Source organism: Streptomyces sp. NPDC051183 (genome assembly GCF_040682455.1).
Classification (GTDB): domain Bacteria; phylum Actinomycetota; class Actinomycetes; order Streptomycetales; family Streptomycetaceae; genus Streptomyces.
The window spans coordinates 174,613-200,232 of the sequence record NZ_JBFBBA010000004.1 but is presented as its reverse complement, the minus strand read 5'-3'; the positions used below and the strand labels follow the sequence as shown (position 1 = coordinate 200,232).

The window sequence follows — 25,620 nt, the reverse complement described above, 5'->3', positions numbered from 1 at the left end:
CCTCCGGCCGCCGCTCGAAGGCTACCGCGCGCGCAGACCTCACCACTCCAGGGCCCATGGCAGTCCGGTCGCCGCGAAGTGCCCGACGTTCACGCACTCCGTGCCGCCGATCCGCATCCGCCGGGCGAGCGGCTGGTGCACGTGCCCGAAGAGCGCGTACCGCGGCCGGGTCCGGCGGATCGCGGCCAGAAGCGCCTCGCTCCCGCGTTCGAACCGGCGCGCGACCGTGTCGTAGCAGAGCTCGGGCACCTCGGGCGGGATGTGCGAGCACAGTACGTCGACCTCGCCGAGCGCCTCCACCTTGGCGGCGTACTCCTCCTCCGGGATCTCGTACGGGGTGCGGCTCGGCGAGGGCAGGCCGCCGCCGACGAAGCCGAAGACCAGGCCGCCGATCTCCGCCCGCTGGCCGTCGAGGACGGTCAGGCCCGGGCCCGCGTACTCCTGCCACAGTCCCGGGACGTCGACGTTGCCGTAGGTGGCGTACGTGGGAGTGGGGAAGGCGGCGAACATCTCGGCGTACTGGCGGCGCACCGCGCCCTCGATCAGCCGCTCCCGGTCAAGCCCGTCCCAGAGCCGGCGGCCGAATTCGCGCGCCTCGTCGAAGCGGCGCGCGGTGCGCAGCTCGACGATGCGGTCGGCGTTCCCGACGCCGAACAGGTCGGGGAAGATGCCGCGCGAGTGGTCCGCGTAGTCGAGGAAGAGGACCAGGTCACCGAGGCAGATCAGCGCGTCGGCGCCGTCGCCGGCCCGGGCGAGGGCCCCCGTGTTGCCGTGGACGTCGCTGACGACGTGGATCCGATTGCCGCTTTTCCCGCCACGCATGCTGCCACCCATGCGCCAACCCTAGGGGCGCTTGGCCACGCGGGGTAGGGGCACCCCTCCAACCAGCCGGACCTGCGGTTACTTCCGAGTCTCGAGCGGGGTCGACTATCGTCGGCACGATAAGGCCGCGTCATGTGACGCAGGGAACATCTGGCCGGTTCCCTCTATCGGGAACCCACTACCGGTGGGTAACGTCCGGTCGGTCCACACGTGGCGATGGCGCCCAGAGGAGCAGCAGTCTTGCGCGAGTTCAGCCTTCCGGCCCTGTACGAGGTCCCGTCGGACGGGAACCTGACGGATCTCATCCGCCGCAACGCCGCTCAGCATCCAGACACCGCCGTCATGGCCCGCAAGGTCGACGGCAAGTGGCTGGACGTGACGGCGACCGAGTTCCTCGCCGAGGTCCGTGCCGCGGCCAAGGGCCTGATCGCCTCCGGCGTCCGCCCCGGCGACCGCGTCGCGCTGATCTCCCGCACGCGCTACGAGTGGGTGCTGTTCGACTTCGCGATCTGGAGCGCGGGCGGCGTCACCGTCCCCGTGTACGAGACCAGCTCCCCCGAGCAGATCCAGTGGATCCTCGGTGACTCCGGCGCCGTCGCGGTCGTCGTGGAGTCCCCCGGGCACGGCGCGTCCGTGGCCGCCCTGCGCGACCGGCTGCCCGAGCTGCGCGAGGTCTGGGAGATCGAGCAGGGCGCGCTGGAGACCCTCAAGGCCGCCGGCGCCGGGGTCACCGACGCCGAGGTCGACGAGCGCAGCAGCCTCGCCGGTGCCGACGACGCCGCCACCATCGTCTACACCTCGGGCACCACCGGCCGCCCCAAGGGCTGCGTGCTGACCCACCGCAACTTCTTCGCCGAGTGCGGCAACGTGGTGGAGCGCCTGAAGCCCCTCTTCCGCACCGGCGAGTGCTCGGTGCTCCTGTTCCTGCCGGCCGCGCACGTCTTCGGGCGCCTGGTGGAGGTGGCGGCCGTGCTGGCGCCGATCCGGCTGGGCTGCGTACCGGACATCAAGAACCTCACCGACGAGCTCCAGTCCTTCCGGCCGACGCTGATCCTCGGGGTCCCGCGCGTCTTCGAGAAGGTCTACAACTCGGCGCGCGCCAAGGCCCAGGCCGACGGCAAGGGCAAGATCTTCGACGCGGCGGCCGAGACGGCCATCGCGTACAGCCGTGCGCTGGACAACCCGGGCGGCCCGTCCTTCGGGCTGCGGCTCAAGCACAAGCTGTTCACGAAGCTGGTCTACAGCAAGCTGCACGGGGTCCTCGGCGGCCGCGGCGAGTACGCGATCTCCGGCGGCGCGCCCCTGGGCGAGCGGCTCGGGCACTTCTTCCGCGGCATCGGCTTCACGGTGCTGGAGGGCTACGGCCTGACCGAGTCCTGCGCGGCCACCGCCTTCAACCCGTGGGACCGCCAGAAGATCGGCATGGTCGGCCAGCCGCTGCCGGGCTCGGTGGTGCGGATCGCCGACGACGGCGAGGTGCTGCTGCACGGCGAGCACATCTTCAAGGAGTACTGGAAGAACGAGACGGCCACCGCCGAGGCCCTGACCGACGGCTGGTTCCACACCGGCGACGTCGGCACCCTCGACGAGGACGGCTACCTCGCGATCACCGGCCGCAAGAAGGAGCTCATCGTCACGGCCGGCGGCAAGAACGTGGCGCCCGCCGTGATCGAGGACCGGATCCGCGCGCACGCGCTGGTCGCGGAGTGCATGGTGGTGGGTGACGCGAGGCCGTTCGTGGCGGCGCTGGTCACCATCGACGAGGAGTTCCTCGGCAAGTGGGCCGCGGACAACGGCAAGCCCGCCGGGGTCACGGCAGCCGAGCTGCGCGAGGACGCGGACCTCATCGCCGCCGTCCAGAAGGCCGTGGACGACGGCAACGCGGCGGTTTCCAAGGCGGAATCGGTGCGGAAATTCCGCATTCTTCCCTCCCAGTTCACGGAGGAGTCCGGCCACATCACGCCGTCGCTGAAGCTGAAGCGCAACGTGGTGGCGAAGGACTTCGCTGACGAGATCGAGGCGCTGTACCGGGGCTGACGCCCCCGTGGCCTAGCGGGGGTCCTCGGCGAGGATCCGGGCCATGTTCCGCTCGGCGAGGGCGGTGACGGTCACGAACGGGTTCACCCCGAGGGACCCCGGGATCAGGGAGCTGTCGACGACGTACAGCCCCTGGTAGCCCTTGACGCGGCCGAAGTCGTCAGTCGCGGCGCCGAGAACGCAGCCGCCGAGCGGGTGGTAGGTGAAGTTGTCGGCGAAGGCCTTGTTGCCGCCGAACAGGTCGTACCGGTAGATGGTGAAGTTGGCCCGGTTGATCCGGTCGAAGAGGCACTTGGCCGCTTGGACGGACGGCGTGCTCTGGTCCCGGGTCCAGTTCAGGCGCGCCGAGTCACTGGCCGCGTCGTAGGTGAAGTGCCCGCGCTCGGGGTTCTTGGTGATGGCCAGGTACATCGAGATCCAGTGCTCGATCCCCATGGGCAGCGGGGCGATCTCGGCGAAGACCGGGTTCGCGGCGTTGTCCCAGTCGTCGATGCCGAGTGCGGGCATGGTGGCCTGGTTGGCGCCGACCGTGTCCCACAGGTGGTTGGCGCGGGCGGTCATGACGTTGCCGTTGGGGCCCCAGCCGAGCCCGACCTTGTCGTTCAGCGCCGGGAGGGTGCCGGTCTCCCGGGCCCGGAGCAGGATCTCCGTGGTCCCCAGGCTCCCGGCGCCGAGGAAGAGCTGCCGGCAGCCGAGTTCGCGTACCTGGACGACCCTTCCCGTGACGTCGCTGGTCTGCACGGTCAGTACGTACCCCCCGGCGGGGTCCCGGCGTACCGCGACCACGCGCTGCATGGTCTCGATGGTGACGTTGCCGGTGCCGATGGCGGCGGCGAGGTAGGTCTTGTCGACGCTCTTCTTGCCGTGGTTGTTGCCGTAGATGACCTCCCCGGCGAGCGCGGACCTGGTGGCGGTGCCGGCGGCCTCGCGCTTCATGTACTCGAAGTCGTAGACGTTGGGGACGAAGGTGGTTTTCAGGCCGGTGTTCTGGGCGTGCTTGCGGGAGATGCGGGCGAAGCGGTACCACTCCGTGGACTCGAACCAGGCGGGGTCGATGTCGTTGACGCCGAGCATGGCGCGGGCGCGGGGGTAGTAGGTGCCGTACATCTCGTCGGCGTCGACCTGGGGCAGCACCTCGGAGAAGTACGAGCGCCGGGGCGTCGGCGCCATCCCGCCGTTGACGAGCGATCCGCCGCCGACCCCGCGCCCCACGTACACGGACATGTCGCCGTAGTTCACGCGGTCGAGGACGCCGGGGTACGGGGTGATGTTGCGGTTGACGACGTCCAGCCAGAGGAACTGCGCGAGGGGGGCCTCGGTGCGGTTGCGGAACCACATGGAGCGCTGGTCGGGGGCGGAGGTGGAGGGGAAGACCTTGCCGTCGGGACCGGGGGTGTCCCAGAGCCGTCCCATCTCCAGGACGACGGTACGCACTCCCGCCCGTCCGAGGCGCAGGGCGGCGACGGCGGATCCGTATCCGGAGCCCACGACGATGGCGGGGGCGTAGTGCGCTGCGCCCGGCTCGACGGCGGAGGCGGAGGCGAGGCCGATCCGCGTGAAGCCGAGGGCCGCAGCCGTCTGGAGGGCGCCGATGCCCAGAAGGTGACGACGCGTCAGGTTTGGTGTCATGGGCGCATCATGGGCGGAATCCGGCCTTCCAGCTAGACGCCGTCTTGACAGGCATCTGAGAGACAGTCAGGCGTGGCTGGACCCCTGCAGCGACCCGGCAGCGGCCTGGCAGTGGCCCGTCGGCAGCCCCGCCCGCGGGCGGCTACAGCAGCTCGCGCAGGCGCTCCGCCAGGAGGTCCCAGCGCCACTTCTCCTCGACCCACGCCCGCCCGGCGGCGCCCATGCGGGCAGCCAGGGCAGGGTCCTGGAGGAGGGTGGTGATCCGGTCCGCCGCGTCCTCGGGGGCGCCGCCCCGCACGACCCAGCCCGTCTCCCCGTCCAGCACCGCGTCGGGCGCCCCGCCGGAGTCGCCCGCGACCACCGGCAGGCCCGTCGCCGACGCCTCCAGGTAGACGATGCCGAGCCCCTCCACGTCCAGCCCGCCGCGCCGGGTCCGGCACGGCATCGCGAAGACGTCCCCGGCGCCGTAGTGCGCGGGCAGTTCCGACCACGGGACCGCCCCCGTGAAGACCACCGAGTCCGCGACGCCCTTGGCCGCGGCCAGCGCCCGCAGGTCCGCCTCGTACGGGCCGCCGCCCACCACCAGCAGCACCGCGTCGGGCACCGCCGCCAGGATCCGCGGCATCGCCTCGATCAGGGTGTCCTGCCCCTTGCGCGGCACCAGCCGGGACACGCACACCACCACCGGCCGGTCGGTGAGCCCCAGCCGGGCCCGGACCGCCGCGCCGCCCGACCCGGGGTGGAAGGTCTTCTCGTCGACCCCCGGCGGGAGTTGCACCATGCGTGCCGCCGCCCGGTCCGTCACCGCCGAGGCGATCCGCGAGCGCGTGTACTCCCCCAGGTACGTCAGCGTGTCCGTGCCCTCGCCGATCCGCCGCAGCAGCTGCCGCGCGGCCGGCAGCTGCGCCCAGCCCGCCTCGTGCCCGTGCGTGGTCGCCACGATCCGCCGGGCCCCCGCGCGCCGCAGCGCCGGGCCCATCAGACCCAGCGGGGCCGCCGCGCCGAACCACACCGACTCGCAGCCGTGTTCGCGCAGCAGGCCCACCGCCCGCCGGGTCACCCGCGGCGTCGGCAGCAGCATCGTCGTGCGGTCGCGCACGACCTGGAAGGGCTGCTCCGCGTCGAAGGCCGCGGTGGCCTCGCGGCCCTCCGCACTGTGCTTCCAGGTGGAGGCGTAGACGACGATCCGGTCGGGATCCAGCCGCAGCGCCATGTTGTGCAGGAAGGCCTGGATGCCGCCCGGTCGCGGCGGGAAGTCGTTGGTCACGATCAGGGTCTTGTGCATCGCCTGCCGACCCTACCGGACCCCCCGCCCGCCCCTGCCGGACGAACCCCGCGCGACTCAGCGCAGCTCGCGGCGCAGGTAGTCCTGCCAGGCCCGGGTGAGCCCCGCCGGGTCCGTGCCCAGGGTCTCCTGAAGGGCCGTCGGCAGCGGCTCCCGCCCCGCCTTCCCGTACAGCGCGACCAGGGCCGCGTCCCCCCACTCCTGCGCGACGAGCCGGCAGGCCAGCCACGCGCCCTCGTACGCCCGCGCCAGCGCGTCCGAGTCCCCGCCGAAGGCGAACGCCCCGTTCACGGGGAGCGCGCCCGGCAGTTCCCCGGCCCGCACCGCCCGGCCGAGTGCCGGCGCGGCCTGCGCCGGGCTGCTGCCGGTCCCCCGGTACGCCGCCCAGTCCGCGAAGCCCTCGGAGAGCCACAGCGGGGTCGTCTCCGTGGTCGCCGCGCGGGTGGCCACGTGCGTGGTCTCGTGGGTCAGGATGATCCGCCGCCCCTCGGCGGTGAGCTGCCCGTACCCCTCCGGGTTGACGACGACCCGGTCGGCGGCGGCCGGGGCGGTGCCGACCCGCCCCACGGTGACCGCTCCCAGGCCCCGGTACTCGTCGGCCGGCCGGCCCAGCAGCTGCGCCATCCGCTCCAGCGATCCGGGGACCACCACCACGACCCGCCCCGCCCAGGGCTCCGGCCAGGCGGCGCTCACCGCGGGGACCGCCCGGTCGGCTTCGGCGGCGACGGCCTCCAGGGTCTCGGGGCTCTGGCCGGCGCCGCCCAGCACCAGCGCGTGCGCGCCCCGGCGTACCGTCACCGGGCCCTGGTCCCACAGCTGCGGCAGGGCGCCCGGCGCCGGCCGGTCCGCGGTGACCCGCCACCGCCCGCCCGGCCCCGCCGCCAGCTCGACCTCGCGGGCCGACCCGGCGGGAGCCGCGTCGAAGCCGGCGAGCCGGTAGCGCAGCTCCGCCCGCGCGAAGGCCCGTACGCCGTCCTCCCGCACGGAGGTGACCTCGTACGACCATCCCTCCAGCGGGACCCCGGCGAGCGCCTCGGGCGGGGCCGCGGACCACTCGGCCACGGCCCGCCGGACCTCCTGCCCGGCGGCGCCGGCCGGCCGCGCCCCGGACCCGCACCCGGCGAGCAGCCCGCACAGCAGGGCCGGCAGGGCCCGCAGGAGGGTACGACGGAGGAGGAGGTGCGCCGACAGCATCAGCCGATCGTACGCACGGCGGGACTCAGGGCCGGGTCACCGACGACACCGGCATCATCCCGACGGGGTCGTACCGCACCCGGGCCCCCGGGTAAGGGGCGTGCACCACCTGGCCGTTGCCCACGTACATGCCGACGTGGCTGGCGTCCGAGCGGTACGTCACCAGGTCGCCCGGCCGCGCCTCCGAGAGCGGCACCTGCCGGCCGGCGTAGCGCTGGGCCTGCGAGGTGCGCGGCAGGGCGACACCCGCCTGCCGGTACGACCACACCATCAGCCCGGAGCAGTCGAAGCCGGAGGGGCCGGTGGAGCCCCAGATGTACGGGCGCCCGACCGCGGACCGGGCCGCCATCACCGCGGCCCCGGCGCGCCCCGAGGAGGGGCCCGCGGAGGGCAGGTCGGGCAGCCCCTCGGGGCGGCCGCCGGACCGCGAGGCGCGCTCGAAGTCGGCGCGCTCCTGCGTGGGCATCGCGTTCAGCAGCCGGCGGGCCGCGGCGAGCTTGGCCGTGACGGCGCGCTTCTGCCTGGCCACGTCCGCGCGTACGGCGTCCAGTTCGGCGAGCTTGAGGGAGGCCTCCTGGCGCTGCTGGCCGAGCCGGCGCTGCTCGGAGCGCAGTTCGTCGAGCCGACGGGCCTGGGCGCCGGTGAGCCGGTCGAGGGCGGCGGCCTTCTCCAGGTAGTCGTCCGGGTCCTCGGACAGCATCAGCTCCACGGCGGGATCGATGCCGCCGGAGCGGTACTGGGCCCCGGCGAAGGCGCCGAGGATGCCCCGCATGGTGTTGATGCGGTCCTGGCCGCGGGCCACCGCGTCCTGGGTCCGGTTGACCTCGGCCCGGAGCCTGTCGGCCTTCGCGCCCGCCTCGTTGAAGCGCTCGGTGGCCTGCTCGGCCTCCTCGAAGAGCCGGTCGACCCGGGCGCGGGCGCCGGCCGGGGGGTCGTGGGGCAGACCGGGGGCCGCGCTCGCGGGGGCGCCCGTCATGGCGACCGCGGCTCCTGCCGCGGCGGCGGTGAGGACGGTGACCTTGGTGTTCCGGTCGAGGGCACTGGGCCCGGGCCGGCGATGGGACGCCACGTGCAACCGCTCCCTTCCGCTGCGCGGTGCCCGGGTCCGCCCCCCGTGGACGGCCGTGTGCCGGGTTCCGCGCTGGCAGACAGTAGCCGCGCGGACACGCACCGGCCAACGACCGCCGAGGGCCACACACAGTGACGCCCCGCCGGAGACGCAGGTCACCGGCGGGGCGTGTGGTCAGATCGGGGCTCCGGAATTCGCCCGGATGGGCGGTGTGCGGCGCGTCCCGACGGGGCGGGGGGCGTCAGCTGCCGACGCGGACCCCGTAGGCGAAGCCGCTGAGGGATCCGTACAGGACGCCGGCGCTCGGGTTGGCGGCGTGGAAGACCTTGCCGTTGCCCGCGTACAGCCCGACGTGCTGGAGGTTGGAGTAGAAGACCAGGTCTCCGGGCTGGAGCTCGCTCAGGCTGATCTTCTGGCCGTCCTTGACCTGGTCGTAGGTCGTGCGGCCGATCTTGATCCCGGCCTGCCGGTACGCCCACTGCGTGAGGCCGGAGCAGTCGAACGCGTTCGGTCCGGTGCCGCCGCGGACGTAGGACGCGCCGTTCTTGGTCACGGCGGCGCGCAGCGCGTCCGCGGCCCGGCCGGAGCCCTTGACGTTGCTGAGCTCGGCCTGCTCGGCCGCGCTGCCGCCCGCCTTCTTGGCCTCCTCCTTGAGCTGCGCGCGCTCCTGCGCGGTCAGCGTGTTGAGGAGGGCCTGGGCCTGGGCGAGCTTGTCCGACGAGATCTTCTTCTTCTCGCCGAGCTCCTTGCGGGTCGCATCGAGGTCGGCGAGCTTGCCGGCGGCCTCCTGGCGCTGCTGCGCCAGGCTGCGCTGCTTGGCCTGGATCTTCTGGACCGCCTCGACCTGCTTGCCGCTCAACTGCTCCAGCGTGGAGGCCTTGTCGAGGTAGTTGTCGGGGTCGGCGGAGAGGAACAGCGTGAGGGACTGGTCGATGCCGCCGGTGCGGTACTGCGCGCTGGCCATCGAACCGATGGTGCCGCGCAGGACGTTGAGCTCCTCCTGGCCGCGGGCGACCTGGTCCTGGAGCTGGCCTATCTCCTTCTCCAGCTTGTCCTGGCGCTCCTGGGCCCCGTTGAACTTCTCGGTGGCCTGCTCGGCCTCTTCGTAGAGGGCGTCGACCTGGGTCTTGACCTCGTCCTTGCTCGGCTTCGCCGGAGCCGCGGAGGCACCCTGGGAGGAGAGGGCGACGGCCGCTGCTGCGGTCGCGGTCAGCACGGTCACACGAGTGCGGGTCGGCTGCTTGGGTCGACGGTGGGACGCCACGAAGGCGAGCTCCTTCTTCCTAGAGCCGCCGAAGGAACTCAAGACTCGGCGACACCTTCGCCGACACCCCGAATGAGTGATCTACCGCACGAAGGTTTGAGCTGACCCTAGTGACCCTTCTGTGATCAGTTCAAATCCTGCAGGGAAAAAACTCGGTCTCCGACCAGCTTCTTTACCTACAGCGCACGCTCCGTGCAGGGCACTTGACGGTACGTTCCCTCGAAGTCCTGCCAATTCCGGCATTCGACTCAGCAGTTACGAAACGCGTGAAAGCCGCTTCAGGAGCAAGGCGGACGCCACCGGCCGGGCCCCGGCCTTGGCCACCCCGTCGGCGACCTCGCGGTCGGTGGAGACCACGACCACCGGCCGGCCCGGCGGCTCGGCGCGCACCAGCTGGCGGATCAGCTCGTCCGCCGTCACACCGGCCTTGGAGAACAGCACCCGCACCCCGCGCGGCGGCGCGAGCAGCACGGGGGCCGCCAGCTCCGCACCGTCGAAGACACAGGTCATCTCCGCACCCGTCTGCGCGGCGAGCATCGACAGCCCGCCCAGCAGCCGCAGGCGCTGCTTCTCCAGGGGCATCGTCGGATAGCCCGTCTTGGTCACGTTGTAGCCGTCGACCACCAGGTGCGCCTGAGGCAGCGCCAGCAACTGGTCCAGCAGCGCCGGATCGGTCTCCGACAGGGCGCGCGCCGCGATGTCCTTGGGGGTCATCAGGCCCGGCTCCACCGCGTCCACGGTGTCCGCCGGCCGCGTGGACACCGGCGGCAGCGCCAGCTCGCGGCGCAGCCCCGCCGCCGCGTCCAGCACGGTGTCCAGCAGCAGCCGCAGCCGCATGTCCTCGATGCTGCGGCCCTCGCGGGTGGCCCGGCGCGAGGTCTCCAGCGCCGTCTCCACCTCCGCGAGGCGGGACTTGAGCCGCCGGGTCTCGCTCTCGGCTGCGGCCACCTGCGCGGCCGCCTCACCGCGGATGCCGTCGATCTCGGCGTTCACCTTGCGCAGGGCGGCCTCGCCCCGCTTGACGTCGCTGAGGGCGCTGCGCAGTTTGCGCTGAAGCGATTCCGCTTCCTTGCGGGCCGCGTCCAGCTCCACCCGCACCTGCTCGCCGCCGGTGCGCTGCAGCTCCCGTACGTGGACCAGTTCCTCGCGGAGGCGGTCCAGCTCCCGCCGGGTCTCCTCGCCCACCCGCTCGGCATCGGCGCGCTGCGCCTCCTCGCCCGCGGCGGCCACCAGCTTGACCCAGCCGACCGGCCGCAGGACGTACGCGGCGGCCGCCACGTCCAGCGGATCGGCGGCCGCGGGCGGGGCGCCCGCGTCCAGCGCCCCGGCGAGCTCGGCCTGCGCCTCGCGGAACTTCTCGGCGACCCGGCCGCGGAAGACGGGGTCGGTCTCGACCGCCGTCGCCATGGCGTTGCCCGCGAACTTGGCGCGCCGGGTCGGGGTGAAACGGGCGTACTGGCGCAACTGCGCCGGGAGGTCCGCGACCGTCAGACCGCCGAAGGCGTCCGAGACGAGCGCGACCACCCGGCGCCGCACGCCTTCCGGCAGCGGGCGGTCGAGCACCTCTGCGGCGTCGCCGGCCGCGTCGGCCGGCTCAGCGCCGCTTGCTGGCTCCACAATCCGTCACCCCTACCGTGATGTACGTGTGGGCACGGCTCCGTCAGGAGTCCGCGCCCGGCCTGTCCACGAGTTCGATCTGGTCCACCGCGTTGCACCAGCGGCAGCGGACCGACTCGATGGTCTCATTGACCACCTCGCGCTCCTCGACCTTCGGCTCCCCGGCGAGGTCCAAGTGGACGTACTCCACGACCTTCGACGAACGGGTGACGTCGAACCGCGTGAGGTTGCCGCACAGGGTGCAGCGCCACCGGGTGGTGTCGGTAGGCAGGGGAACCGTCATCAGGCCGCTCTCTCCTTCATGGTTCATTCAATCAAAAGCCGCCCGCACGACCCGGCGGACTGCGCAGCTCGTAACCCTACGGCCTGCCACCGCTCCAAGTGGGTCGGGTTGGGTCATGCTCGGTCGCATGATCGTAAGGTGGCAGGCCCTGCGCGAGGCCTCCCGGGGCCCGGTGGTCACGCACTCGCTGATCGCCGCGTGCTGCGTGGTGTTCCTGCTCGGCCCGGCCTCGGGCCTGAACCCGGGCTACGGGACGGGCGGGGAGCTGCTGGTCTCGGGGACGGAGTACTTCCGCCGCTGGGGCGTGGTCCCCGACGAGCTGTTCACGGGGGCCCACCGCGCCCTGCTGACGCCGCTCACGGCGCTGTTCATCCACGGCAGCTGGCTGCACCTGCTGGGCAACATGCTCTTCCTCTACGTCTTCGGCGCCATGACCGAGGAGCGCATGGGCCGGACGGAGTTCCTCTGCTTCTACGTCTGTACGGGCTACCTGGCCCTGGCCGCGTACGCGGCGGCCAACGCCTCCTCGGACCAGACGCTGGTCGGCGCCTCCGGGGCGATCTCGGCGGTCCTGGGCGCCTTCCTGTGCCTGTTCCCCAGGGCCCGGGTGACGAGCCTGTTCCCGTTCCTCTTCTTCCTGCCGCTGCGCTTCCCGGCGTGGATCGTCCTGCTCTTCTGGTTCGGCCTCCAGTGGCTGGCGGCGCACCGCGCGGGCAGCGGCCCGGGCGTCGCCTATCTGGCCCACGTGGTGGGCTTCTCGCTCGGGTTCCTCTACGCGTGGGTGCGCTACCGGCGTACGACTAGAGTGAGACGACCAGCGACGGCCAGCGAGGGAGACAGCCAACCGTGATCACCGCGATCGTGCTCATCAAGACCAGCGTGGACCGCATTCCTGAGATCGCCGAGTCCATCGCCGCGCTGGACAGCGTCAGCGAGGTCTACTCCGTCACCGGTACGTACGACCTGATCGCGCTCGTCCGCGTCGCCCGCCACGAGACCCTGGCGGACATCATCCCCGGCCGCATCAGCAAGATCCCGGGCGTCGAGGTGACGGACACCCACGTGGCGTTCCGCACCTACTCCCAGCACGACCTGGAAGCGGCCTTCGCCATCGGCCTGGACGCGTAGGGGCCTACGCCTACAGGCCCGGCAGGCTCTCGCCGGGAGCCGCCGGGCGGCCTTCGGAGAGCCGGAACAGGTAGCCGCGCAGGTGGTCTTCGAGGCCGCCGTCGATGTGGGCGACGTAGTCGCGCGCCCCGGCGGCCGCCTCGCGCTCCTGGGCCTCCGCCGACGCCGACCACGTGCGGTCCAGGGCGACGGCCCACTCCCGCACCCGGCCGCGGTCCCGCCACCAGGCGCGGACCAGCTCGGGGGTCCAGTGGTCGTCACCGTCGCAGGCGTAGCCCACCATCGGGTCCTGGGCGGCCGCGCCGAGCACCGCGAGCGTCTCGTGCGCGTCGCGGGGCTGGCGGTAGACGAACTCCTCGCCCCACTCGTCGTCGTAGAGGACGTTGGCGGGCGCGATCAGCCGGCCCATCCAGCAGCTGTCGGTCCCGGAGCCGTAGAAGGGGCCCGGGACATTGCGCCAGTTGCGCCCGTCCCACCGGTCCGGCCTGGTGTTCCAGTACCCGCCGTGGGCCGGATCCGGCAGCCACGTACCGCCGTCCGGGGTGGGCAGCGGTCCGGTCCGCGCCGCGCGGGCTGTGGGTATCGGGTCCCAGTACGTCATGGCCCGACCCTGTCACACGGCCGGGACGCAGCGGCCCTCTTCGGTGCGGTACTGCCACTTGGCACCGTCCTGGACGAGCTCGCGCACCGCGCGGACGAAGCGCTCGACGTGCTCGTCGGGGGTGCCCGCGCCGAAGCTGACGCGGATGGCGTTGAGGGAGCGCTCGCCCGGGGCGGCCTCCGGGGCCCCGCACTCGCCCTGGGCCTGCGGCTCGCTGCCCAGCAGGGTGCGGACCAGCGGGTGGGCGCAGAACAGCCCGTCGCGCACGCCGATCCCGTACTCGGCGGACAGCGCGGCGGCGAAGTGCGAGCTGTTCCAGCCGTCGACGACGAAGGAGATGACGCCGACGCGCGGGGCGTCTTCGCCGAACAGGGAGAGGATCCGGACCGCCGGGACCTCGGCCAGGCCCTCGCGGACCTTGGCGATGAGCTCCTGCTCGCGGGCGACCAGGGTGTCGAAGCCGGCCTCGGTGAGCGCCCTGCACGCGGAGGCGATCGAGTACACGCCGATCACGTTCGGGGAGCCGGCCTCGTGCCGCGCGGCGGTGGTGTGCCACTCGACGTCCACCCCGCCGTCCTCCCGCCGGGCGACCTTGCGCGAGGCTCCGCCGCCGGCCAGGTACGGCTCGGCCTGCTGGAGCCAGTCCGCGCGGCCGGCCAGCACGCCCGAGCCGAAGGGGGCGTACAGCTTGTGCCCGGAGAAGGCGACCCAGTCCACGTCGAGGTCCTGCACCGAGACGGGGTGGTGCGGGGCCAGCTGGGCGGCGTCCAGGACGATGCGCGCGCCGTGGGCGTGCGCTGCGGCGGCGAGCTCCTTCACCGGCCACAGTTCGCCGGTGACGTTGGACGCGCCGGTCACGCAGACCAGCGCCGGGCCGTAGGGCTCCCGGTCGGCGAGCGCCCGTTCCAGGGTGGCGACGGCCTCGTCCGGGGTGCGGGGTGCGTTGAGGTACGTGACCTGCGCGTTCGTCCAGGGCAGCAGCGAGGCGTGGTGCTCGGTCTCGAAGACGAAGACCTGGCAGCCGGCCGGGAGCACGGCGGCGAGGAGGTTCAGGGAGTCGGTGGTGGACCGGGTGAAGACGACCTGGTCGGCGGGCCGGCAGTCGAGGAACTCGGCGACCGTGACCCGGCTCTGCTCGAAGAGGTCGGTGGAGAGCTGCGAGAGGTAGCCGGCGCCGCGGTGCACGCTGCCGTAGTACGGGGCGTACGCGGCCACGTCGTCCCAGACGCGCTGCAGGGCCGGGGCGCTGGCCGCGTAGTCGAGGGCGGCGTAGGTGACCTCGCCGCCGGTGACGAGCGGGACGGTGACGTCGCGGCCGAGGACCGGCAGCGGCGCGGCACAGGCGGGGTCGGCCTCGGCGGCGACGGAGGTGGCGGTGGTGGTGGCGACGGCGTTCAGGAATGCGGACATGGCGGTATCTCCCGGCAGGCAGGGCTGAATGGCTTCGAAAGTGCCCGTACGCGGGTACGGCGCTACGGCCGTCCGGGGTACGGGAAAGTCCTCGGAAACGAACGGGAGTACACGAAAGTGACCCTGTTCCGAGGGTTGAAGTGGGGGCGGATTCGCCCTATCGCATTCGCTTGCTCACGGAAGGAACTCCTCGAGAGACCAGGACCCCTGGTGTCGAGGGATCCGCGCTTGCCGTAGACCTCGCTGCCTACGACCTGGTCATCACCCGGGGCACCCCGCCACGGAAGGAGGGTTGCCGGACAGCAAGCCGGGGCCTAAACGCTGTCACTCGTGACCTGCTGAGCATCCTGCCACAAGATCCCTCCGGCGCAAGACCCCGGTCCACATTCCGGACCGGGATCTTGGCCGAAAATGATCAGCGGTTACTGGCCTGCACCCACCGGGCGAGCGCCGCCCGGGCCGCGCCCGAATCGATGGCCTCGGCCGCCCGGGCCATGCCGGCCCGCAGCTCCTCCTCCAGCGTGCCCGTACCGGGGTCCAGGGCCACCAGCGCGGCCGCCGAGTTCAGCAGCACGGCGTCGCGGACCGGACCCGTCTCGCCGGCCAGCAGCCGGCGGGCGACGTCCGCGTTGTACGAGGGGTCCCCGCCGCCCAGCGCGGAGACGTCGACCAGCGAGATGCCCACGTCACGGGGGTCGAAGGTCTGCTCCGCGACCTTGCCGTCGCGGACCCACCACACCCGCGAGGTCGCGGTCGTGGTCAGCTCGTCCAGGCCGTCGTCGCCCCGGAAGACCAGCGCGGAGGAGCCCCGGTCGGCCAGCACGCCCGCCATGATGGGCGCGATCCGGGCATCGGCCACACCGGTCGCCTGCGCCCGCACCCGGGCCGGATTGGTCAGCGGGCCGAGGAAGTTGAAGGTGGTCCGGATGCCCAGCTCCTTGCGGGCCGCCGCCACGTGTCGCAGCGCCGGGTGGAACTTCACGGCGAAGCAGAACGTGATCCCGGCCTCCTCCACGACCTCCACCACCCGCTGCGGGGTGAGGTCGAGGTTCACCCCGAGCTTCTCCAGGACGTCCGAGGAACCGCTCGCGGAGGACGCGGCCCGGTTGCCGTGCTTGACCACCTTGGCACCCGTACCGGCCACCACGACGGCCGACATCGTGGAGATGTTCACCGTCTTGGCGCCGTCGCCGCCGGTGCCGACGATGTCCACCGTCCGGCCCGGCACCTGGATCAGGTTGGCGTGTTCGTACATGGTGCGCACCAGGCCGGTGATCTCCGCGACCGTCTCGCCCTTGGCCCGCAGCGCGACCACGAAGCCGGCGATCTGGGCGTCGGTGGCCTCCCCGCGCATGATCCGGTCCATGGCCCAGGCCGTGTCGTCGGCGTGCAGGTCCTGGCCGTTCAGCAGGGCGTCGAGGACGCCCGGCCAGCCACGGGCCGCCACGCTGTCGCCGCCTGCCGGGGTCACAACGTTCATGGTCCGCTCCTGCTGCTGGTGGGCCGCCCCCGTACTAGCCGCCCGCGTCGATTGGGAAGGGTCTCAGCCTATCCAGCGCAGGTGAACGGCAAAGAGCCCCGTCCAATGATTGGACGGGGCTCTCACCGTGGCGACACCAGGACTGACCGAAATCAGTCCCTCATGCGTTCAAGCCGTGCGGGGATCAGTGGTGGCCGTGGCCGCTCTGGATCTCCTTGTACTCCTCCACCGTGGGCTTCGGAATCTGGTTGTCCTCGCCGAAGTAGCCCTTGCTCAGCTTCGCGCGGAGCTTCTCGGTGAGCTTCACCTTGCGCTCGACACCGTTCTCGTCGACCGTCGGGCCGATCTCGACCGGCTTGTACTGCTCGTACGAGGTGAGCGTGTGCAGCTTGCCCTGCGAGAGCGGCTCGTGGATCTCGACGAACTCACCGTGCGGCAGGCGCTTGATGATGCCGGTCTCGCGACCGTGCAGCACCTTGTCCCGGTCCCGGCGCTGGAGGCCGAGGCAGATCCGCTTGGTGATGATGAACGCGATCACCGGAAGGACGAAGAAGCCGATCCGGGCGAACCAGGTGATCGATTCGATCGACATGTGGAAGTACTGCGCGAACATGTCGTTGCCACCGGCGATCAGCAGAACGACGTACCACGTCAGCCAGGCCACACCGAAGCCCGTGCGGGTCGGGACGTTGCGCGGGCGGTCCAGGATGTGGTGCTCGCGCTTGTCGCCGGTGACCCAGGACTCGATGAACGGGTAGACCGCGATCGCGACCAGGACCAGCGGGAAGATGATCAGCGGGACGAACACGCCCAGGACGAGGGTGTGGCCCCACAGGTTGATCTCCCAGCCCGGCATGGCACGGATGAGGCCCTCGGAGAAGCCCATGTACCAGTCCGGCTGCGCACCGGTGGACACGTGGTCCGGGCGGTACGGGCCGAGCGCCCAGATCGGGTTGATCGACGCGATGGCCGAGATGGCCGCGATGACACCGAAGACCAGGAAGAAGAAGCCTCCGGCCTTGGCCATGTAGACCGGCAGCAGCGGCATGCCGACGACGTTCTTCTCGGTCTTGCCGGGACCCGCGTACTGGGTGTGCTTGTGGTACACGACGAGGATCAGGTGGGCCACGATCAGGCCCATCATGATGCCCGGCAGCAGCAGGATGTGCACCGAGTAGAAGCGCGCGACGAAGTCGCCGCCCGGGAACTCGCCGCCGAAGAGGAAGAACGACAGGTACGTGCCGACGACCGGCACGGACAGGACCGCGCCCTCCATGAAGCGGACACCGGTGCCCGAGAGCAGGTCGTCCGGCAGGGAGTAACCGGTGAAACCGGTGAACATGCCGAGGACCAGCAGCAGGAAGCCGAAGATCCAGTTGACCTCGCGCGGCTTGCGGAACGCGCCCGTGAAGAACACGCGCATCATGTGCACGAGCATCGCGGCGACGAAGATCAGCGCCGACCAGTGGTGGATCTGCCGGATGAGCAGACCGCCGCGGACGTCGAAGCTGATGTCGAGCGTCGAGGCGAAGGCCTCGGACATCGTGACGCCCTGCATCGGGACGTACGAGCCGTGGTACACGACCTCGTTCATGCTCGGGTGGAAGAACAGCGTCAGGTACACACCCGTGAGGATGAGGATCGTGAAGCTGTAGAGGCAGATCTCACCCAGCATGAAGGACCAGTGGTCCGGGAAGATCTTGCGCATGTTCGCCTTGGCGAGGGTGTAGATGCCCAGGCGGCCGTCCGCCCAGTCGGCTACGCGCTCGCCGGCCGGCGCTTTGCGTTCAGTGTCAGTGGCAGTGCTCATCCGCGCTCCCAGAAAGCAGGGCCGACGGGCTCTTCGAAGTCGCCGAGCGCCTCGAGGAAGCCTTCGTCATTGACGCCGATCCGCAGCTGCGGAAGCGCGTGACCAGCCGGGCCGAAGATGACTCGGGCGCCGTCGGAGAGGTCGAAGGTGGACTGGTGGCACGGGCAGAGCACGTGGTGCGTCTGCTGCTCGTACAGGCTGATCGGGCAGCCGACGTGGGTGCAGATCTTGGAGTAGGCCACGATGCCCTCGTGGGACCACTCCAGCTCCTGCTTGTCCTTGATGTCCTCCGGCTTGATCCGGACGATCATCAGGGCGGCCTTGGCGATCTGGACCTGGAAGTCGTGCTGGTGCTCTTCCAGGCCTTCCGGCATGGCGAAGGTCAGCGAACCGACGATGACGTCCTCGGGACGCAGCGGCTCCATCGTGTTCTGGTTGATGAGCAGCTTGCCCTTGGCCCAGATGGTCTTGCGGAGCTTGTCCTCGGGCAGCGGGCCCAGGTCGCGCAGGATCACGACGGCGGACAGCGGCAGCAGGGCCAGCGCGCCGAGCATCGTGTTGCGCAGCAGGGGACGACGGGCGATGGCGGACTCGTCCGTGCCATCGGCGAAGTCCTGCATGACCTTGGCCCGGACGTCGGCCGGAGCCGCGATCTCGTGGCGCTCGTCGGCGATCTCCTCGTCGGACATCAAGGTGCGGGCCCAGTGGACCGCGCCCGCGCCGATGCAGAAGAGGGCCGCGCCCAGGGTCATGCCCAGGGCGAAGTTGAGCGCGCTCACCTTCCCGATCGGGAAGATGTAGACGATCTTGTCGACCCGGATGCTCACGTAGGAGGCGATGAAGCCGATCGTGGCCAGCATCGACAGCGTGAACAGCATCGCGACCGTGCGCTCGGAACGCTTGGCCGCCCGCTCGTCGATGTCCTGGATGCGGGGCTTGTGGACCGGCAGGCCCGGGTCGGCGAACGGGTCGTCCGCGACCGCTACACCACCGTGGTGCGCGTCGCCCTGCTCGCTCGGCAGGTGCTTCTCTTCGGGAATGTCTTGGCTACTCATGACTTCTTGGCCTTAGCGGTGTGGGCCGCGACCCAGACGGCGACAGCGATCAACGCACCCAGACCGAAGACCCAGCCGAACAGACCCTCGGAGACGGGGCCGAGGCCGCCGAGCTTGAGGCCACCGGGGCTGGTCGACTTCTCGCCGTTCACGGTCTGGAGGTACGCGATGATGTCCTTCTTCTGCTTCTCCGGCATGGTGCTGTCCGGGAAGGAGGGCATGTTCTGCGGGCCGGTGAGCATGGCCTCGTAGATGTGCTTCGGCTCGACGCCCTCGAGGTTGGGGGCGTACTTGCCGTTCGTCAGCGCGCCGCCCTCACCAGTGAAGTTGTGGCACTGCGCGCAGTTGTTGCGGAACAGCTCACCACCCTTGGCGATGTCGGCACCCGCCGGGTCGTACTGCTTCTCGGTCGGCGTGATGGGGCCGGCGCCGAGGGAGGCGATGTACGCGGCGAGCTGGTCGATCTGCGCCTGGGTGTAGATGTTGGGCTTCTTCGGCACCTGGGCGCCGGGCTGCTGGGCCGGCATGCGGCCCGTGCTCACCTGGAAGTCGACGGCCGCGGAGCCGACGCCGACCAGGCTCGGGCCGTCAGAGGAACCCTGACCGCCGGTTCCGTGGCAGCTTGCGCAGCTCACGGCGTAGAGCTTCTTGCCCTCCTCGATGGCGAGGGACTGGGCGGTTTCATCGGCCTGCGCCTTGCCCGCGGGGGCGAAGGCGGCGTAAAGCCCCCCAGTGGCCGCCAGCGCGAGGAGTAGAACGACGACCGCCGCCAGCGGATGGCGTCGTCGTGAGGAGAGCTTTTTCACGGATTACCCCGGTGTCAGGATCTTCTGCGTCGGTGTGTCTGGACGGAGTGCCGGGTCGGACCCGGCAACGGGTTCGCTACTTGATCAGGTAGATCGTCGCGAAGAGGCCGATCCAGACGACATCGACGAAGTGCCAGTAGTAGGACACGACGATGGCCGACGTGGCCTGTTCGTGGGTGAACCTCTTGGCCGCGTACGTCCGGCCGAGGACCAGCAGGAAGGCGATGAGACCGCCCGTCACGTGCAGACCGTGGAAGCCGGTGGTCAGGTAGAACACCGAGCCGTACGGATCGGACGAGAGGCTCATGCCCTCGTGCTTGACCAGCTCGGTGTACTCGAACACCTGGCCGCCAATGAAGATCGCACCCATGACGAACGTGATGATGAACCACGTCCTGAGCTTCTTCACGTCACCGCGCTCGGCTGCGAATACGCCGAGCTGGCAGGTGAGCGAGGAGAGCACCAGGATCGTGGTGTTCGTCGCCGAGAAGGGCAGATTCAGGAACGAAGCCTGTTCTGACCAGTACTCGGCGCCCATCACGGATCGCAGGGTGAAGTACATCGCGAAGAGGGCCGCGAAGAACATCAGCTCGGAACTCAACCAGATGATGGTTCCGACGCTGACGAGGTTCGGCCGGTTGACCGTCGGGTGCGCGTGCCCGGTATCTACTGTCGTTGCTGTCGCCACGACCGACATTATGTCGGTCGCTTATCCCGCCCTCACCCCGGGGGGTGCCGTTCGGAGTGTCAGGGGCGTGTGCAAGGCCCGAACGGCCCATCAGATCGCCCTCCGGGAGCGGCTGGGAACTCCGCGGGAAGTCTGCGGGCGAGGCTGTCCGAACCGATGTTGACACCGGGGCAGACGGAGTAGCATCCCGCGCATCATCAGCGTTTTTCGCGGATACGTGGAGGAACGAAATGCGGGCGACTGCGCGGGTTCTGGTCTACAGCGACGACGCGGGCACCCGGGAGCAGGTACGACTGGCGGCCGGGCGCAGGCCGGCCGCGGACCTGCCGCCCGTGGAGTTCCTGGAGTGCGCCACGCTGCCGGCTGTCCTGACGGAACTGGATGCGGGCGGGATCGACGTCTGCGTGCTGGACGGCGAGGCGGCCCCGGCCGGGGGCATGGGCGTGGCGCGGCAGATCAAGGACGAGGTCTTCAACTGCCCGCCGGTGCTGCTGCTCATGGGGCGGCCGCAGGACGCCTGGCTGGCCACGTGGAGCCGCGCGGACGCGGCCGTCACCCTTCCGGTGGATCCTGTGGAGTTCGCGGCCGCCCTGGCGGGTCTGCTGCGCGCCCGGCTGTCCTCCTCGGCCGCGTAGCCGCCCCGCACGCACGCGGCGGCGCGCGGGAGCCCCTTGGGACTCCCGCGCGCCGGTAGGTGGCCGTACGGGCCTCTGCGGCCCGGTCCGGGGCCCTCCTGGCCCCCTCGCGGCCGCCCGGGGCTCAGACCTGCGGGCGCAGGCGCGCCTGGTCGATGGGGCTGCGGCCCTCCTGGGTGCCCTTGAGGAGGGCGCTGCCCTCGCGCCAGTCCTTCCAGTCGACGTTCCAGTCGCCGTAGCCGTTGCCGAAGTTGTCCATGTCGTCGCCGATGCTGTTGATCACTCTGACGATGTCGCCCTCGGTGATGTTCTCGTAGAACCAGGCGGCGTTGCCGGTGCTCATGCCGGTGCAGCCGTGGCTGACGTTCGCGTAGCCGTGGGAGTCGATGGACCACGGTGCGGCATGGACGTATTCACCACTCCAGGTGACACGGGTCGCGTAGTAGACGGGCAGGTTGTAGTACTCGCTGCCGCCGATGCCGACCGTGTCGCCGCGCATCTGGACGTAGTACTGCTTGCCGAGCACGACCTTGACGCCGTTGCGGGTGGAGAAGCCCGGCTTCCCGGTGGTCACCGGGATGGTGTTGATCACTTCTCCGTTGCGCCTGAAGGTGAGGTAGTGCGAAGAGGCGTCGGTGGTGACCTCGACGCGGTCGCCGATCTCCAGCTTGAGCGGCTTTGCAGCGGCTCCGTGGAGGTCCTCGGCGATTTTGATGCCCTCCAGGTTGCTCCGTACGGAGACCTCGGTGTTGGCGGGCCAGTAGTCCTTGGGCCGGTAGTGGAGCGTCTTGTCGTCCACCCAGTACCAGGCGCCCACGACTCCGGGCGGGGCGGTGACGATCAGGCCCCGCTCGATGACGGCTCGGGCCGCCTTGTCCTTCACCGGCTCGTCGAGTTCGGCCGTGAGGGGCTGTCCGACGCCGTATTTGCCCTCGTCGGGGCCGAATTCGACCTTGAGGACCTTCTTGGCCGGGGTGGTGTCGAAAGTCAGCGTGCGCTGCCCCGGGGCGCCCCGCTGGTCCTCCGTGCCCACGATGACCGTGTAGCGGACGCCCGCGGCCATCGGGACGGTGCTGTGCCAGCGGTCGCCCGCGGCCGACAGCTCGCCGGCCAGGCGGCGGCCGTGGCTGTCCACGGCGCTGACGTCGGTGATCCGGCCGTCGCCGCTCTTGGCGGTCACTTCCAGGGGCTTGTCGGGGTCGACGGGGCGGCTGCCGGAGGCCTGGTTGAAGGCGACTTGATCGCCCGCGTCGTACGGGCGGGCAGACAGCGGGTTGTCGCCGGACCCGCATGCGGTGGCGCCGGCCCCGAGGGACGCGACCAGCAGGGAGCAGCTGAGTACCGTCCAAAGACGCGGTGAGTGCTTCATGGAGCCAACGCTATGAAGGTATGACAATTACGGCGCGCGGGATGACTGCAAACGAGGGGCCCGGACTCCTCTGTCCGAGGTGTCCGGGCCCCAAGTGCCTGGCGGCGCCGCCGCTCAAGGCGCGGCGCGTGGTGCGGCTACTGGTTCTGGTTCTCGCCGCGGTAGTACTCGTACACCCAGCCCCACAGGCCGATCAGGATGATCGGAGCCGAGAAGTACATCAGCCACCATCCGAAGACGACGCCCATGAAGGCGAGCGCGCCACCGATGGCCAGCGAGAGCGGCTGCCAGCTGTGCGGGGCGAAGAACCCCAGCTCGCCCGCCTCGTCGGCGACGTCGGCCTCCTTGTTGTCCTGGGCCATCTCGTCCACGCGCTTGGCCGTGAAGGCCAGGTAGTAGCCGATCATGACGCTCAGGCCGAAGGCCAGGAAGAGCGCGGTGGTGCCTACGGGCTCCTTCGACCACACGCCGTACACGACGGCCATGATCAGGATGAAGAAGGAGAGCCAGAGGAACATCTTGCCCTGGATCTTCACTTGCCGGCCTCCTTGCCACCGGTGACTGCCTTGGTGGCCACGCTGTGGTCCTCAAGGTGGTCGAGGGCCGCGATCTCCGGGTGGTGCAGGTCGAACGCCGGGGATTCGGAACGGATCCGCGGCAGGGTGAGGAAGTTGTGCCGCGGCGGCGGGCAGGAAGTCGCCCACTCCAGCGAACGGCCGTAACCCCACGGGTCGTCGACCTCGATCTTCTTGCCGTACTTCGCCGTCTTCCAGACGTTGTACATGAAGGGCAGCATCGACAGGCCCAGCAGGAACGAGCTGATCGTGGAGATCGTGTTCAGCAGGGTGAAGCCGTCGGCCGCGAGGTAGTCCGCGTAACGACGCGGCATGCCCTCGGCGCCCAGCCAGTGCTGCACCAGGAACGTGCCGTGGAAGCCCACGAACAGCGTCCAGAAGGTGATCTTGCCCAGGCGCTCGTCCAGCATCTTGCCCGTGAACTTCGGCCACCAGAAGTGGAAGCCGGAGAACATCGCGAAGACCACGGTGCCGAAGATGACGTAGTGGAAGTGCGCGACGACGAAGTACGAGTCGGAGACGTGGAAGTCCATCGGGGGCGAGGCCAGGATGACGCCGGTCAGGCCACCGAAGGTGAAGGTGACCAGGAAGCCGACGGCCCAGAGCATCGGTGTCTCGAAGGACAGCGAGCCCTTCCACATGGTGCCGATCCAGTTGAAGAACTTCACACCGGTCGGTACCGCGATCAGGAAGGTCATGAAGGAGAAGAACGGCAGCAGCACACCGCCGGTGACGTACATGTGGTGGGCCCACACGGTCACCGAGAGACCGGCGATCGAGATCGTCGCCGCGATCAGACCGATGTAACCGAACATCGGCTTGCGGGAGAAGACCGGGATGACCTCGGAAATGATTCCGAAGAACGGCAGCGCGATGATGTACACCTCTGGGTGTCCGAAGAACCAGAAGAGGTGTTGCCACAGCAGCGCGCCGCCATTGGCCGAGTCGAACACGTGCGCACCAAACTTGCGGTCGGCCTCCAGCGCGAACAGCGCGGCGGCCAGCACCGGGAAGGCGAGCAGGACCAGAACACCGGTCAGCAGCACGTTCCAGGTGAAGATCGGCATGCGGAACATCGTCATGCCGGGGGCGCGCATGCAGATGATCGTGGTGATGAAGTTGACCGAGCCGAGGATCGTGCCGAAGCCGGAGAAGGCCAGACCCATGATCCACATGTCGGCGCCGATGCCCGGCGAGCGGACCGCGTCCGACAGCGGGGAGTAGGCGAACCAGCCGAAGTCGGCGGCACCCGAGGGGGTGACGAAGCCGGCCACCGCGATGGTCGAGCCGAAGAGGTACAGCCAGTACGCGAACATGTTCAGCCGCGGGAACGCCACGTCGGGCGCGCCGATCTGCAGCGGCATGATCCAGTTCGCGAAGCCGGCGAACAGCGGGGTGGCGAACATCAGCAGCATGATCGTGCCATGCATGGTGAAGGCCTGGTTGAACTGTTCGTTCGACATGATCTGCGTGCCCGGACGGGCCAGCTCGGCGCGCATGAACAGCGCCATGATCCCGCCGATGATGAAGAACACGAACGACGTGACCAGGTACATCGTGCCGATGGTCTTGTGGTCGGTCGTGGTCAGCCACTTCACGACCACATTGCCCGGCTGCTTGCGCCGCACCGGCAGCTCGTTCTCATACGAGTCGGCGGCGGCACCCTGGGATTCGTTGAGGATGCTCACAGTTTGTTCACTTCCGCATTCCGGGCCGGTTCGGTCTGCTTGATGCCGGCCGGGAGGTAGCCGGTCTGCCCCTTCTCGGCCAGCTCCTTGAGGTGCGCGCGGTACTCCTCCGGCGAGACGACCTTCACGTTGAAGAGCATCCGGGAGTGGTCCACGCCGCACAGCTCGGCGCACTTGCCCATGAAGACGCCCTCTTCGGTCGGGGTGACCTCGAAGACGTTGGTGTGGCCCGGGATGACGTCCTGCTTGAACAGGAACGGGACCACCCAGAAGGAGTGGATGACGTCGTTGGACGACAGGATGAAGCGGACCTTCTCGCCCTTGGGCAGGTAGAGGGTCGGTCCGGGCCAGCCCTTCTCCTCGTTCCGGTCACTGGGGACGCCCTTGGTGTAGACGCCTTCGGCGCCCTTGGGGAAGTCCTTGGTGAAACGGTCCGGGATGGCGGCGAGCTCCTTGGGAACCTCGCTGCCCTTGGGGGTGGCCGCGTCCCCGTCCACGTTCTCGATGTAGTTGAAGCCCCAGCTCCACTGGTAGCCGACCACGTTGATCGTGTGAGCCGGCTTGTCGGAGAGGGCGAGCAGCTTCGACTCGTCACGCGCGGTGAAGTAGAAGAGCACCGAGACGATGATGAGCGGGACCACGGTGTACAGCGCCTCGATGGGCATGTTGTACCGGGTCTGCGGGGGAACCTCGACCTTGGTCCGGCTGCGCCGGTGGAAGATGACGCTCCACATGATCAGGCCCCACACGAGGATGCCGGTGATCAGAGCGGCGGCCCACGACCCCTGCCACAGGGAGAGGATGCGAGGCGCCTCCTCCGTGACCGGGCGGGGCAATCCGAGGCGGGGGAAACTTTCCCAGTTGTACTTGCAACCAGTGGCGGTCGCCAGGACCACGCCCGCAGTCAGCGCCTGCAGCAGCTTCCGCCGCATCGGGCGCCGCGGCGAGCGGTCGGAGCCGTAGGGACTCACGTAGCGCCTTCCCGAGAGTCTCGGCCCGCGCGGCCGGCCGCGGCCGCATTCGGGTCGGTCGCCGGCCCTGACGCAGGCAGGGGTTTGGATGTTTATGCGGACCAAACCCTACTGGACGCTATTTGGGGTCGCGCGGGGAGGGTGCCCAACGCGCCGCTACTGCCCCCGAAGGGATGGATCCGCCGTACGGGGGACGGCCCCGGC

23 protein-coding genes and 1 riboswitch are annotated in these 25,620 nt (G+C 70.3%); of the genes, 4 read left to right on the top strand and 19 right to left on the bottom strand.

Annotated elements, in window-relative coordinates:
- Positions 1 to 39: 39 nt before the first annotated feature.
- Positions 40 to 834, bottom strand: a complete 795-nt coding sequence (locus AB0M99_RS05350; protein ID WP_365917317.1) for a metallophosphoesterase — start codon at positions 832 to 834, stop codon at positions 40 to 42.
- 228 nt (positions 835 to 1,062) lie between these two features.
- On the opposite strand from AB0M99_RS05350, the gene AB0M99_RS05345 reads away from it, so the two are divergent.
- Positions 1,063 to 2,859, top strand: a complete 1,797-nt coding sequence (locus AB0M99_RS05345) for an AMP-dependent synthetase/ligase (RefSeq protein ID WP_365917316.1) — start codon at positions 1,063 to 1,065, stop codon at positions 2,857 to 2,859.
- Positions 2,860 to 2,871: 12 nt separating this feature from the next.
- Here AB0M99_RS05345 and AB0M99_RS05340 read toward each other — a convergent pair whose 3' ends face one another.
- The 7 genes from AB0M99_RS05340 to AB0M99_RS05310 all read right to left on the bottom strand — a co-directional run bounded on the left by AB0M99_RS05340 (position 2,872) and on the right by AB0M99_RS05310 (position 11,200).
- Positions 2,872 to 4,488, bottom strand: coding sequence for a GMC oxidoreductase (locus AB0M99_RS05340; RefSeq protein ID WP_365917315.1), 1,617 nt, complete (start codon positions 4,486 to 4,488; stop codon positions 2,872 to 2,874).
- A 142-nt stretch (positions 4,489 to 4,630) separates the two neighbouring features.
- Positions 4,631 to 5,773 (bottom strand): glycosyltransferase family 4 protein, encoded by a 1,143-nt coding sequence (locus AB0M99_RS05335; protein WP_365917314.1) that lies wholly within the window; start codon positions 5,771 to 5,773, stop codon positions 4,631 to 4,633.
- A gap of 57 nt (positions 5,774 to 5,830) precedes the next feature.
- Positions 5,831 to 6,967 carry a hypothetical protein gene (locus AB0M99_RS05330; protein WP_365917313.1) on the bottom strand — a complete coding sequence of 379 codons (1,137 nt, stop codon included), beginning with the start codon at positions 6,965 to 6,967 and terminating at the stop codon, positions 5,831 to 5,833.
- A gap of 25 nt (positions 6,968 to 6,992) precedes the next feature.
- Positions 6,993 to 8,036 (bottom strand): NlpC/P60 family protein, encoded by a 1,044-nt coding sequence (locus AB0M99_RS05325; RefSeq protein ID WP_365917312.1) that lies wholly within the window; start codon positions 8,034 to 8,036, stop codon positions 6,993 to 6,995.
- Positions 8,037 to 8,277: 241 nt separating this feature from the next.
- Positions 8,278 to 9,300 carry an NlpC/P60 family protein gene (locus AB0M99_RS05320; RefSeq protein ID WP_365917388.1) on the bottom strand — a complete coding sequence of 341 codons (1,023 nt, stop codon included), beginning with the start codon at positions 9,298 to 9,300 and terminating at the stop codon, positions 8,278 to 8,280.
- Positions 9,301 to 9,555: 255 nt separating this feature from the next.
- Positions 9,556 to 10,920 carry an NYN domain-containing protein gene (locus tag AB0M99_RS05315; protein WP_365917387.1) on the bottom strand — a complete coding sequence of 455 codons (1,365 nt, stop codon included), beginning with the start codon at positions 10,918 to 10,920 and terminating at the stop codon, positions 9,556 to 9,558.
- A gap of 40 nt (positions 10,921 to 10,960) precedes the next feature.
- Positions 10,961 to 11,200 carry a hypothetical protein gene (locus tag AB0M99_RS05310; protein ID WP_008738811.1) on the bottom strand — a complete coding sequence of 80 codons (240 nt, stop codon included), beginning with the start codon at positions 11,198 to 11,200 and terminating at the stop codon, positions 10,961 to 10,963.
- 127 nt (positions 11,201 to 11,327) lie between these two features.
- Between AB0M99_RS05310 and AB0M99_RS05305 the strand changes: the two genes are divergently transcribed.
- On the top strand, positions 11,328 to 12,050 hold the full coding sequence (locus AB0M99_RS05305; protein ID WP_365917311.1) for a rhomboid family intramembrane serine protease: 723 nt from the start codon (positions 11,328 to 11,330) through the stop codon (positions 12,048 to 12,050).
- Entirely contained in the window at positions 12,047 to 12,328 is a 282-nt protein-coding gene (locus AB0M99_RS05300) for an Lrp/AsnC ligand binding domain-containing protein (protein WP_365917310.1), read from the top strand. The genes AB0M99_RS05305 and AB0M99_RS05300 overlap by 4 nt, the downstream gene beginning before the upstream one ends.
- A gap of 10 nt (positions 12,329 to 12,338) precedes the next feature.
- Here AB0M99_RS05300 and AB0M99_RS05295 read toward each other — a convergent pair whose 3' ends face one another.
- The 7 genes from AB0M99_RS05295 to AB0M99_RS05265 all read right to left on the bottom strand — a co-directional run bounded on the left by AB0M99_RS05295 (position 12,339) and on the right by AB0M99_RS05265 (position 20,187).
- The gene (locus tag AB0M99_RS05295) at positions 12,339 to 12,929 is read right to left on the bottom strand and encodes a hypothetical protein (protein ID WP_365917309.1); all 591 of its coding nucleotides are present in this window, start codon (positions 12,927 to 12,929) and stop codon (positions 12,339 to 12,341) included.
- A gap of 12 nt (positions 12,930 to 12,941) precedes the next feature.
- The gene (locus AB0M99_RS05290; protein WP_365917308.1) at positions 12,942 to 14,339 is read right to left on the bottom strand and encodes an aminotransferase class V-fold PLP-dependent enzyme; all 1,398 of its coding nucleotides are present in this window, start codon (positions 14,337 to 14,339) and stop codon (positions 12,942 to 12,944) included.
- Between the two features lie 219 nt (positions 14,340 to 14,558).
- Positions 14,559 to 14,675: riboswitch (SAM riboswitch) on the bottom strand.
- 79 nt (positions 14,676 to 14,754) lie between these two features.
- Positions 14,755 to 15,819 (bottom strand): anthranilate phosphoribosyltransferase, encoded by a 1,065-nt coding sequence (gene trpD, locus AB0M99_RS05285; RefSeq protein WP_365917307.1) that lies wholly within the window; start codon positions 15,817 to 15,819, stop codon positions 14,755 to 14,757.
- A 184-nt stretch (positions 15,820 to 16,003) separates the two neighbouring features.
- The gene (locus AB0M99_RS05280; protein WP_365917306.1) at positions 16,004 to 17,629 is read right to left on the bottom strand and encodes a cytochrome bc complex cytochrome b subunit; all 1,626 of its coding nucleotides are present in this window, start codon (positions 17,627 to 17,629) and stop codon (positions 16,004 to 16,006) included.
- Positions 17,626 to 18,684 (bottom strand): Rieske 2Fe-2S domain-containing protein, encoded by a 1,059-nt coding sequence (locus AB0M99_RS05275; RefSeq protein ID WP_365917305.1) that lies wholly within the window; start codon positions 18,682 to 18,684, stop codon positions 17,626 to 17,628. Before AB0M99_RS05275 ends, AB0M99_RS05280 begins: the two co-directional genes overlap by 4 nt.
- On the bottom strand, positions 18,681 to 19,490 hold the full coding sequence (locus tag AB0M99_RS05270) for a c-type cytochrome (RefSeq protein ID WP_365917304.1): 810 nt from the start codon (positions 19,488 to 19,490) through the stop codon (positions 18,681 to 18,683). Before AB0M99_RS05270 ends, AB0M99_RS05275 begins: the two co-directional genes overlap by 4 nt.
- 76 nt (positions 19,491 to 19,566) lie before the next feature.
- Positions 19,567 to 20,187 (bottom strand): heme-copper oxidase subunit III, encoded by a 621-nt coding sequence (locus tag AB0M99_RS05265; protein ID WP_365917303.1) that lies wholly within the window; start codon positions 20,185 to 20,187, stop codon positions 19,567 to 19,569.
- 221 nt (positions 20,188 to 20,408) lie between these two features.
- On the opposite strand from AB0M99_RS05265, the gene AB0M99_RS05260 reads away from it, so the two are divergent.
- Positions 20,409 to 20,813 (top strand): hypothetical protein, encoded by a 405-nt coding sequence (locus tag AB0M99_RS05260; RefSeq protein WP_365917302.1) that lies wholly within the window; start codon positions 20,409 to 20,411, stop codon positions 20,811 to 20,813.
- A gap of 124 nt (positions 20,814 to 20,937) precedes the next feature.
- Here the strand turns inward: AB0M99_RS05260 and AB0M99_RS05255 are convergent, their stop codons facing one another.
- The 4 genes from AB0M99_RS05255 to coxB form a co-directional block, all read right to left on the bottom strand.
- Positions 20,938 to 22,182 carry an Ig-like domain-containing protein gene (locus tag AB0M99_RS05255; protein ID WP_365917301.1) on the bottom strand — a complete coding sequence of 415 codons (1,245 nt, stop codon included), beginning with the start codon at positions 22,180 to 22,182 and terminating at the stop codon, positions 20,938 to 20,940.
- 137 nt (positions 22,183 to 22,319) lie between these two features.
- Positions 22,320 to 22,718 carry a cytochrome c oxidase subunit 4 gene (locus AB0M99_RS05250; protein WP_365917300.1) on the bottom strand — a complete coding sequence of 133 codons (399 nt, stop codon included), beginning with the start codon at positions 22,716 to 22,718 and terminating at the stop codon, positions 22,320 to 22,322.
- On the bottom strand, positions 22,715 to 24,445 hold the full coding sequence (gene ctaD, locus AB0M99_RS05245) for a cytochrome c oxidase subunit I (RefSeq protein WP_365917299.1): 1,731 nt from the start codon (positions 24,443 to 24,445) through the stop codon (positions 22,715 to 22,717). The genes AB0M99_RS05250 and ctaD overlap by 4 nt, the downstream gene beginning before the upstream one ends.
- Positions 24,442 to 25,416, bottom strand: coding sequence for a cytochrome c oxidase subunit II (gene coxB / locus AB0M99_RS05240; RefSeq protein WP_365917298.1), 975 nt, complete (start codon positions 25,414 to 25,416; stop codon positions 24,442 to 24,444). Before coxB ends, ctaD begins: the two co-directional genes overlap by 4 nt.
- Positions 25,417 to 25,620 lie beyond the last annotated feature (204 nt).